At 64.9% G+C, this 6,308-nt stretch carries 7 protein-coding genes; all 7 read left to right on the forward strand.

Annotation, left to right across the window (positions count from 1 at the left end):
* Positions 1-171 precede the first annotated feature (171 nt).
* Entirely contained in the window at positions 172-828 is a 657-nt protein-coding gene (locus tag BGN95_RS08680) for a hydrolase (protein ID WP_265268390.1), read from the forward strand.
* Positions 829-966: 138 nt separating this feature from the next.
* A complete protein-coding gene (locus tag BGN95_RS08685; RefSeq protein ID WP_179511713.1) occupies positions 967-1,215 on the forward strand; it encodes a XapX domain-containing protein in 249 nt (82 codons plus the stop codon).
* On the forward strand, positions 1,212-3,155 hold the full coding sequence (locus tag BGN95_RS08690; RefSeq protein ID WP_286772405.1) for an amidohydrolase: 1,944 nt from the start codon (positions 1,212-1,214) through the stop codon (positions 3,153-3,155). Before BGN95_RS08685 ends, BGN95_RS08690 begins: the two co-directional genes overlap by 4 nt.
* A gap of 26 nt (positions 3,156-3,181) precedes the next feature.
* The gene (locus BGN95_RS08695) at positions 3,182-4,084 is read left to right on the forward strand and encodes a glyoxalase (RefSeq protein ID WP_286772406.1); all 903 of its coding nucleotides are present in this window, start codon (positions 3,182-3,184) and stop codon (positions 4,082-4,084) included.
* Positions 4,085-4,086: 2 nt separating this feature from the next.
* Positions 4,087-4,515: a DoxX family protein gene (locus tag BGN95_RS08700; protein ID WP_286772475.1), complete on the forward strand. Its 429-nt coding sequence runs from the start codon at positions 4,087-4,089 to the stop codon at positions 4,513-4,515.
* Positions 4,508-5,869 (forward strand): alginate export family protein, encoded by a 1,362-nt coding sequence (locus BGN95_RS08705; RefSeq protein ID WP_286772407.1) that lies wholly within the window; start codon positions 4,508-4,510, stop codon positions 5,867-5,869. Before BGN95_RS08700 ends, BGN95_RS08705 begins: the two co-directional genes overlap by 8 nt.
* Positions 5,870-5,885: 16 nt before the next feature.
* Positions 5,886-6,308, forward strand: a 423-nt coding sequence (locus tag BGN95_RS08710; RefSeq protein WP_286772408.1) for a YoaK family protein, incomplete at its 3' end; no start/stop codon positions are given.

Raw genomic sequence — 6,308 nt, forward strand, 5'->3', positions numbered from 1 at the left:
TATCTAAGAGCGAGACCCTGTCAGGTCATTTCGGGGGCCAACTCACTCGCGCGCCTCATCTATTCCAAAATCTGGAACGATCAGTCTCAATTTATCCGTCTGATCCGAAAACAGAAATGTGCCTAGCGTCAAGGAACGGCAGCGAGATGCTGCACAACAGAGGAGCTTTTCATGACGATCACCGCCACGCCGACCCCGGGCAAATCGCTGATCTCGCCGACCGATCACGCGCTCATCCTGATCGATTTCCAGTCGCAGATGGCGTTTGCCACCAAGTCGATCGCCACGGAAGTGCTGCGCAACAATGCCGCGCTGATCAGCCGGGCCGCCAAGTCGTTCGATGTGCCGACGATCCTCACCACCGTCGCCAAGGACAGCTTTTCTGGGCCGATGTTCACCGAGATCGCCGATGCGTTTCCGGGCCAGAAGATGTTCGATCGTACCTCGATGAACACCTGGGAAGACGCCGCCGTGATCGACGAGGTCAATCGCATCGGCAAGACGCGGCTGGTGATGGCTGGGCTTTGGACCAGCGTCTGCATCGTCGGCCCGGTCGCCTCGGCGATCGATCAGGGTTTCGACGTCTATTTCATCGCCGACGCCTGTGGCGACATATCGGCCGAAGCGCATGAACGCGCGGTGCAGCGGATGATCCAGCTCGGCGCCAAGCCGATGACCTCGCTCCAATATATGCTCGAGCTGCAGCGCGACTGGGCGCGCACCGAAACCTATGAGTCGACCACCGGCATCGCGCGCCAATATGGCGGCGGTTACGGGCTCGGCATCACCTACGCCAAGACGATGTTCAACGCCTCCGAAGGGCATTGACGGAACGCAGGACTGGCGGCCGCGCCCTCCCCTGTCCCGGTCGCCTGTCCTGCACCGTCAGAGTCAAACGCGCTGCTCGCGGCCCGGGAAGGGACGCCGATGCGCAGCTGAAGAGCCATTTTTGCGGAGCATTGTGCGATGAAGCCCTATCTTATCTCGCTCGCTGTCGGCTTGCTGGTTGGCATCATCTACAGCCTCCTCGGCGTCCGGTCGCCCGCGCCCCCGGCGATCGCGCTGATCGGGCTGCTCGGCATGCTGGTCGGCGAACAGGTCGTGCCGATCGCCAAGCGGCTGGCGTCGGGGCAGGAAATGGCCGTCTTCCTCAGGAAGGATTGCGCCGAACATATCCTCGGCCGGCCGATCGACCAGCCCCGAGACGACGCATGACATTCACCCGCCGCGACACGATCGCCGGAAGCGCCGCCGCGGCCGGCGCGCTTCTCGCCTCGCCGCTTTACGCAAGGAACAATCCGGTGGCTCATTCGGATCTCATCATCATCAACGCCAAGGTGTCGACGCTCGATCGCGCCAATCCCCAGGCTGAAGCCATCGCCATTCGCGACGGCAAATTCCTCGCCATCGGCAGCGAGGGCGAAGTTCGCGCCGCCGTCGCGCCCGATGCGGAGGTTATCGACGCCAAGGGGCGCCGCGTCATCCCCGGCCTGATCGACAGCCACATGCACATCATCCGCGGCGGGCTCAATTTCAACATGGAGCTGCGCTGGGACGGCGTGCCTTCGCTGGCCGAGGCGATGGCGATGCTCAAGATGCAGGTCGATCGCACCCCGGCGCCGCAATGGGTGCGCGTGGTCGGCGGCTTCACCGAGCATCAATTCGCCGAGAAGCGCCTGCCGACGATCGCCGAACTGAACACGGTGGCGCCCGACACGCCGGTGTTCATTCTCCACCTCTACGATCGCGCGCTGCTCAACGGGGCTGCGTTGCGCGCCGTCGGCTACACCAGGGATACGCCCAACCCGCCGGGTGGCGAGATCGTTCGCGATGCTGCGGGCAATCCCACCGGCCTGCTGCTCGCCCAGCCCAATGCCACGATCCTCTATGCGACGCTCGCCAAAGGGCCGAAGCTCCCGCCCGAATATGCGATCAACTCGACGCGCCACTTCATGCGCGACGTCAACAGCCTCGGCGTCACCGGGGTGATCGATGCCGGCGGCGGTTTCCAGAATTACCCCGAAGATTATGAGATCATCGAGAAGCTGCATCGGGACGGCGAGCTCACCGTCCGCATCAGCTACAATCTCTTCACCCAGAAGCCCAAGGAAGAGCTGGCCGATTTCCAGTCCTGGGTGAAGCAGGTCTCGCCCGGCCAGGGCGACGACAGCTACCGCCACAACGGTGCGGGCGAGATGCTGGTCTATTCGGCGGCCGATTTCGAGGATTTCCGCGTCGCGCGCCCGGATATGCCGCCGAACATGGAAGGCGATCTCGAGCCGGTCATCCGCCTGCTCGCCGAGCATCGCTGGCCGTGGCGGCTCCACGCCACCTATGACGAGACGATCGGCCGCGCGCTCGACGTCTATGAGAAGGTCAACAAGGACATCCCGTTCGAGGGGATCAACTGGTTCTTCGATCATGCCGAGACGATCAGCGACCGCAATATCGACCGGATCGCGGCGCTGGGCGGCGGCATCGCCGTGCAGCATCGCATGGCCTATCAGGGCGAATATTTCGTCGAACGCTATGGCGCCAAGGCCGCCGAGCGCACACCGCCGATCGCGAGGATGCTCGCCGCGGGGCTGCACGTCGGCGCCGGCACCGATGCGACGCGGGTCGCCAGCTACAATCCCTGGGTCTCGCTCTCCTGGCTGGTCACCGGCCGCACGATGGGCGGCCTGAAGCTCTATCCCGGCGCGAACCGCGTCAGCCGTGACAAGGCGCTCGCGATGTGGACCCACGAGAACACCTGGTTCTCGAACGAGGTCGGCAAGAAGGGGCAGATCAAGGCGGGCCAGCTCGCCGATCTCGCGGTCCTGTCGGACGATTATTTCTCCGTCCCGGAGGACGAGATCGTCCATATCCGCTCGCTGCTGACCTTGCTCGGGGGCAAGGTGGTGCATGGCGAAGGCGATTATGCCGGCATTGCGCCCGCGCTTCCCAAGCCGATGCCCGATTGGTCGCCGGTCGCGGTCTTCGGCGGCTATCACAAGACCCCCGAGGCGCGCGCCAAGCTCGCCGCCGCTTGCGCCTGCCATTCGGCCTGCGCGGTGCACGGGCATGACCACGCGAGCGCGCTCGGCGCGAGCGCTCCGGTTGCCGATGTCCAGACCTTCTGGGGTGCGCTGGGCTGTGGATGCTGGGCGGTCTGACGCGAAATCCCTTCAGGAGAAAACAGATGAAGCGCATTGCCTTTCTGCTTGGTGCCGCGATCGTCGTCGCCGCGCCCGCCGCGCCGCTTCTGGCGGGCGAGGCGCCGGTGCAGACGCCCGATTATTCGGTCGGCCCGCAATATGACACGACCCATGTCTATGTCCCCGAAGCCGAGTTCGACAAATTCGTCGCAAGCTTCGTCGCGACCTTCGGCGGCACCACGTCGAAACAGGGCGAGTTTCAGGTCACCCCGACCAAGAGCCTCACCAAGTCGCAGCTCGCACTGACACCCGCCGGCACGGTCTCGGTGTTCGGCTTCAAGACGCCGATCCCCTATCCGTTCGGCGACGAGCGGACCGGTTATCTCGTGACCGACATGGACGCGGCGGTGACCTCGGCGGTGAAGCACGGCGCGATCCGGCGCATCACGACCTTCCCCGATCCGATCGGGCGCGATGCGGTCATCCAATGGCCGGGCGGGGTCAACATGCAGATCTACTGGCACACGACGAAACCCAATTACACGCCGCTCGCCACGGTGCCCGAGAACCGCATCTATCTGACGGCAGACGCCGCGGACCGCTTCATCAGCGACTGGACGGGGTTCGCCCACGGCAAGATCGCTTCCGACAATCGCGCGGCGCCGGGGGCCGAGGTCGGCCAGCCGGGCAAGACGATCCGGCGGGTCGCGATCGACAGCGGATACGGAAAGATGGTCGTGTTCGTCACCGACGGGCAACTCCCCTGGCCCTATGGGCGCGACATGACCGGCTATGCGGTCTCCGATCTCGCCGCGACGCTCGCCAAGGCGACCGCGGCCGGCGCCGAAACGCTCATCACCCCCTCGACGGTCGGCGGTCGCCAAACCGCGATCGTCCAGTTCCCGGGCGGCTATATCGCCGAGATACACGCCGAGGCGGCGAAGTGATGATGCGCGCCGGCCAGGATCCACGCTTTGTCGACGCCATTCTCGAATGGGCGCCGACCTGGTTCATTGCGCGGTTGATGCTGGTCGGCGCCTATCTGCTGGGCGGTGTCGTCAAGCTCAGCAACTGGCCGGCGGCGGTCGCCGAGCAAGCGCATTTCGGGATGACCCCGCCGGCGCTGTGGGCGGGGATCACGATCGCGATCGAGCTCGTCGGGCCTCTGCTCATCCTGTCGGGTCGGTTGATCTGGCTCGGCGCCGGCATGCTCGGGGTCTTCACGCTGCTCGCCGCCTTCACCGCGAACGCCTTCTGGTCGATGCCGGCAGGCGCGGAGCGGTTCGCCGCGACCAACGCCTTTTTCGAGCATATCGGATTGATCGGCGGGTTCGTGCTGGCGGCGCTGGTCGCCGAGCAAGCGAAGCGGCGTGCCTAGGTTACTTGCGACCGCCGTCATCGCGCTCGTCGGTTATGCGGCACCGGTCGCGGCGCAAACGACCGAGCCGTGGCAGGCGCCGACGCTCACGATCACCCGCTTCGACGAGGATTGGGCGCATCTCGCCAATGCCGAAAAGCGCGCGCATCACTGGACCGGCAAATTCAAATATATCCCGATCAGCGACGACATCTGGCTCTCGACGGGGATCGAGATCCGTGCCCGCAACGAGAATTTCGCGAACAATCTCTGGGGCAGCGGCCCGGCGCCCGACGACAGCTATCTCTGGCTGCGCGTCATGCCTTATGCCGATCTTCACGTCGGGCAGTTTCGTACCTTCGTCCAGCCGATCGCGGCCTATGCAATAGGCGTTCGTCCGGCAGCCTCGCCGATCGACCAGACCCGCGTCGACCTGTTGCAGGGCTTTGCCGAACTGGACCTTGGCGCGATCACGCTGCGCGGCGGCCGACAGATGATCTCGCTCGGCACCGAGCGGCTTGTGGGCACACGCTATGGCCCCAATGTCCCGCTCGCGTTCGACGGGGTGCGAACGATCGTTTCCTTGGGTAAGGCCAAGGTCAATCTGTTCGCGGTCAACCCGGTCGTGCCGGGGCCGGGCAGCTTCGACGACAAGACATCCCCGACCAAGATGCTGTGGGGCGCTTATGCCGTGCTTCCAGGCGTCGATCTCTATTATCTCGGCTATCGCAACCGCGTCGCGCATTTCGGCGGGGTGACGGGACGCGAGGTCCGGCACAGCATCGGTGCCCGCCTCAATGGCGCGAAGGGCAACCTTCACTGGAATATCGAGGGCGTCGCGCAATTCGGGCATTTCGCGGGAAAGACGATCGGTGCCTGGACGGTCGGCTCCGAGGCCGGGGTGAAGCTCGCAAAGCTCCCGCTCACCCCCGATGCAACCCTGCGCTTCAACGTCGTCAGCGGCGACGGCAGACGCGATGATCGCCACCTCGGAACCTTCAATGCGCTGTTTCCCAAGGGGAAATATTTCGGCGAATTGTCCCCGGTCGGGCCGACCAACATCATCAGCGCCAATCCACGCGTCAGCGCCAGGCTCAACCGCACGATGTCCGCGAGCCTCGCCGCGATGGGCTATTGGCGCTATTCGACCGCCGACGGCGTCTACGACATTCCCGGCAATCTGATCCGCGCGCCCGGCAACAGCCGCGCACGCTTCATCGGCAAGGAGGCCGAGGTGACGCTCTCGTGGCAGGCGACCGCCGAATTGGGGCTGTCGACATCCTTCTCGCTATTCCAGCCCGGCACCTTCATCCGCGAGACCGGGCCGGCCAAAACGATCCGGCTGATCGGCCTCGAAGCCAATTTCCGTTTCTAATCAAAGGAGGTCGCCGATGGCGAGTTCACCCCCCGCTAAAGACAAACCCGTCTCCTCTCCCCTACCCGGGCTACTCCTGCTACTCTCGGCCACCACCGGGCTGGTCGACGCGGTCAGCGTGCTGGGGCTCGGCAAGGTGTTCACAGCGAACATGACGGGGAATATCGTCTTTCTCGGCTTCGCGCTCGCGCAGACGCCGGGCTTCTCGATCGCCACCACGCTGGTCGCGCTCCTCACGTTCTCGGTGGGCGCATTCATCGGCGGGCGGACCGGCCAGACCTTCGGCAAGAAGCCCCTGCGGCACTGGCTGGTGGTCGCGGCGAGCATCGAGGCGGGGTTGCTGTGGATCGCGGCGATCGTCTCATTATTCTTCGACCCCAAAGGCCTCGGGCCGCAATGGGCGCTCCTCAGCATCATCGCATTGACCGCGATCGCGATG

The sequence above is a fragment of the Sphingomonas sp. 66-10 genome (assembly GCF_001897045.1).
Lineage (GTDB): Bacteria > Pseudomonadota > Alphaproteobacteria > Sphingomonadales > Sphingomonadaceae > Sphingomonas > Sphingomonas lycopersici.

What these genes read in the sequence shown, in the direction of transcription:
- BGN95_RS08680 (WP_265268390.1), top strand. Translation starts at nt 172, where the DNA reads ATGACGATCACCGCCACGCCGACCCCGGGCAAATCGCTGATCTCGCCG.
- BGN95_RS08685 (WP_179511713.1), top strand. Translation starts at nt 967, where the DNA reads ATGAAGCCCTATCTTATCTCGCTCGCTGTCGGCTTGCTGGTTGGCATC.
- BGN95_RS08690 (WP_286772405.1), top strand. Translation starts at nt 1,212, where the DNA reads ATGACATTCACCCGCCGCGACACGATCGCCGGAAGCGCCGCCGCGGCC.
- BGN95_RS08695 (WP_286772406.1), top strand. Translation starts at nt 3,182, where the DNA reads ATGAAGCGCATTGCCTTTCTGCTTGGTGCCGCGATCGTCGTCGCCGCG.
- BGN95_RS08700 (WP_286772475.1), top strand. Translation starts at nt 4,087, where the DNA reads ATGCGCGCCGGCCAGGATCCACGCTTTGTCGACGCCATTCTCGAATGG.